Genomic DNA, 3,774 nt, shown 5'->3' on the forward strand with positions numbered 1-3,774 from the left:
ACACTTCCGATATCAGCTTTAATTACACTAACAGTAGTTTTCATTTTAATACCTCAATTAGTAAATTAATTATTTACTAGATATTTATTATTTATGATTTGATTAGTATTTAATTATTATGTATTAATGAAAATAAGTTTAGAACAATTTAAAGACTAAAAAAATAATTTTAAAAAAAAGTAAAGAAGAAAACTCAATCGAGTCTTCTGATATTTTCAAAAGCCCTTTGAACCTCAACATCCTGGTTCATGGCTTCACAAGCCTGTTTGACTCGTTCCAAATCCGCTCTTGTTTCGGGATATTTTGGAACTGCACTGCAGCCCCCATCATCTATTTTTGATATCTCAAAGGTTCCGATTTCCTTTGCAATTGCAGTAATCTCCTCTTTATCAAGACCAATCAATGGAGACAAAATAGGCATTTCCACACCATAACGAGTAGCCAGAATGTTTGACAATGTTTGGGAGGCAACCTGTCCAACACTGCTTCCGTCAACAATAGCGTCGGCACCCAATTTTTGAGCCAATTTTTCTGCTATGTGATACATCCCTGATTTGCATAAAACACAGGTCATTTTTTCAGGAGCATTGTCCTTAGCGGCCTGCAAATACTCCCCGTAATCGATTACACGTTTTTTAATTGGAACCCCTTTTGCATAAATATTCAGCTGATCAACCAATTGGTTGAAAAGTTCGGTGACTTTCGGACCTGAAAAAGGGTCATTATTGCAATGCAATGCTATGACTTCACATCCTCTTTTCATCATCAGATATGCTGCCACAGGAGAGTCTATGCCGCTTGATAAAAGCACAACGACTTTACCTTGTGTTCCTAAAGGCAATCCTCCCTGGCCTTTGATTTTTTCATGGTATATGTAAGCGTCATCATCCCTGATTTCAACAAAAATTGTCAAATCGGGATTTGTCAAGTCAACCGGAGCTAAAACAACATCCCTTACAACACCCCCACAATGGGCTGCCATTTCCTGTGATGTGAAATCATGGTTTCCTACACGACGACACTTTATGGCGAATTTTGTGTTTTCATCCAAAATGCCTTCAGCCATCAAATCTTTAGTGTATTGACTTAAAGTTTCGTCAATGTCTTCATAATTGGCATATGTTGAAGTGGCCGGCGAATAAGACACCACACCGAAAACCCTGTTCAGTTTTTCAATTCCTTCATCAAAATTCTTTGGGAAAATGTAAATTCTTCCCTGATTTCTGTCAACTTCACAATCAAAAGTAGCTTTGATATTTTTAACTAGCTTTCTTTCAAAACGTGACCTTATCTTAGGACTTTTAAGACCTATTTCACCATATCTTGCAATAATCAAATCATAATTCATTTAAACAACTCTTTTAATTAAGTACACGCTGAAAAAAATAGCAATCCCTTCAATACTAGTTTTTTAAAATATAACAGCAAGTATAATTTTAAAACTCAATCTTTATAAAGATTATTGTAATAAAAATTTAAAATAAAAAAAAAGATTGTTTAAGGATAATTATTATCCTTAAATTAAATCGACTGCAGTCTGGATAGCTTCATCCATCTTATCTGCATTCTTACCTGCACCCTGCGCGAGAGTCAAGCGGCCTCCGCCGCCACCGCCCAATACGCCAGCTGCAGTTTTGATAATTTCATTAATTTTTACACCGTTATCGATTGCATTCTGGGAAGCCGCTCCGACGATTTTACCGTCGCCGTTTCCCATAATAACAACGTCTGCTTTACCGTTGTCTGTAAAGTCAGTGGCCATTTTCTGAAGCTCTTTAAAGTCCGCTTCAATTAGCTGATGAACAACTTTCAAGCCATTGATTTCATCGAATTCATCAGCTAAGGAATTCATTTTTAAGGATGCAATTTCTGATTTCAAACGGTCAATCTCGTTTTTCTGTGCTTTCCATTCGCTGAAGAACCTGTCACATGTTTTCGGCAATTGATCGTTTTCAACCTTAAATATTGATGAGCTTTCACGTAGGATTTCGCCGTCATGTTGCATTGAATCGATAGCTGCAAGTCCTGCTGAAAAGTCAATCCTTTCAACACCGTCCTGAACCCTTTCGGTTTTGTTGATTTTGATTGGTCCGACCACACCAGTTCTGAGGACATGTGTACCTGCACAAGCCTGAACGTCAACACCAGGGATTTTGACTACACGAATCATCTTACCTGGGACGATACCACCTTGGTAAAGCACGAATCCATATAATTCCTGCGCTTCATCCCTTGTGTGGAATTGGATATCCAAATCAATGTTTTCCATCACATATTCATTGGCCAACTTTTCAATTTCATTGAGTTCTTCCTGTGTGATACGTTTGTAGTGTGACAGGTCAATACGGGCTCTGCTAAGACCATTTTGGGATCCTGCTTGCCAGATGTGTTTGCCTAAAACCTTACGGGCTGCCGCAATGACCAAGTGAGTTCCTGTATGGTGGCGTGCAAGAGTGATTCTTCTTGTCCAATCAATAACACTCTTGACTTTTTTACCAACTACGTCTTCTGTGATGTCTGCATCTACATAATGCAATACCACATTATTGATTTTTTCAGCATGAGGTATTTTAATGACATTTCCATCAATGGAAACCTCACCCATGTCCGAAGGCTGACCCCCTCCTTCTGGATAAAATGTAGTTTTATCAAAGATTAAACATTTCTTGCCATCCTTTTCAATTAATCCTAAAACTTCTGCTTCAAACTCTTGTTGGTAGAAATCTTTGTAGAATAATAATTCAGTTTCAGGATAGTCAACTTTAAATGCGGATTTTTTGTTGGAAGTATCTTTTTCGTGTGCCCCCGCTACTTGTGTAAAGAAATTGTCCGGTACATTAACTGTAAAGTCATCTCCTGCCATTTCAACTACAGTTTCCGGAGGAATTCCATGAGCATCGTACAAATCTATTAACATTTCAAGAGGCATTTCATTTTTGCCCTCTTTTTTAAGCCTTTTAATAGACCTTTTAACAATGCTTCTTCCTTTTTTGACAGTATTGGCATACCTTTCTTCCTCTAAAGTAATGATATTCATGATATGTTCTTCTGAATCACGAATTTCAGGATAGAATTTTGATAAAAAGTCTAGTTGTATCGCCATTACATCAGCCAAGGATTCCTTCATGTTCAATTCCTTCATGAATCTTATGGTTCTTCTTAAAACCAATCTTGCCAGGTACCCCTCTTTTACATTTGACGGGATGATTCCGTCTGCAAGCATGAACGCTAAACAACGAGTGTGATCAGCAATAATGTAAATGGCTTCCATCGGTTCAGCCGCTCTTAAGTATTCTTCTAAAGATAAATTTAAACTTTCAGCCACTTGGGCCCTGAGCTCCTTCAAATCCCCAATATCTTCAATATCCATCATTCCTGCAATTTGAGCGTTTCTTCCCTGAATATCTTCATTGATTTCAACACCGGTTAACTCTTTTAACTTGTCTACAACAGGTGCGAAACATGCATCATAAGCTGTAGGAGTTCCCTGTGAAATCCATGCGATACGTTCGAGACCGTAACCGGTATCAACAACCTTGATTGGAATTTCCTTTTTGGAGCCGTCTTCCAGGGTTTCGTATTGAATGAACACCAATGTCGCGAGCTCAACTCCACGGCAGCATACCTCATAGCAAGGCCCTTCGTTACCACCGCCGGCCCACCAGGACTTGATGAATGTGATTTCTTCTGTGTTGATTCCGATGTGGGCAAAGAATTCGTGGCAAAGCCTGATGGTTTCATCTTCCCAATAGATGAATTCATCTTCCTTGTTGA

At 38.5% G+C, this 3,774-nt stretch carries 2 protein-coding genes; both read right to left on the minus strand.

The genetic code is table 11. From position 1 onward, the window contains the following. Positions 1-193: 193 nt before the first annotated feature. Positions 194-1,348, minus strand: a complete 1,155-nt coding sequence (gene thiI, locus Q0W25_RS08865; RefSeq protein ID WP_298521242.1) for a tRNA uracil 4-sulfurtransferase ThiI — start codon at positions 1,346-1,348, stop codon at positions 194-196. A 168-nt stretch (positions 1,349-1,516) separates the two neighbouring features. Then, the coding region (alaS, locus tag Q0W25_RS08870) for an alanine--tRNA ligase (protein WP_298521244.1) at positions 1,517-3,774 on the minus strand (2,258 nt) is incomplete at its 5' end.

The sequence above is a fragment of the uncultured Methanobrevibacter sp. genome, from assembly GCF_947166415.1.
Lineage (GTDB): Archaea > Methanobacteriota > Methanobacteria > Methanobacteriales > Methanobacteriaceae > Methanocatella.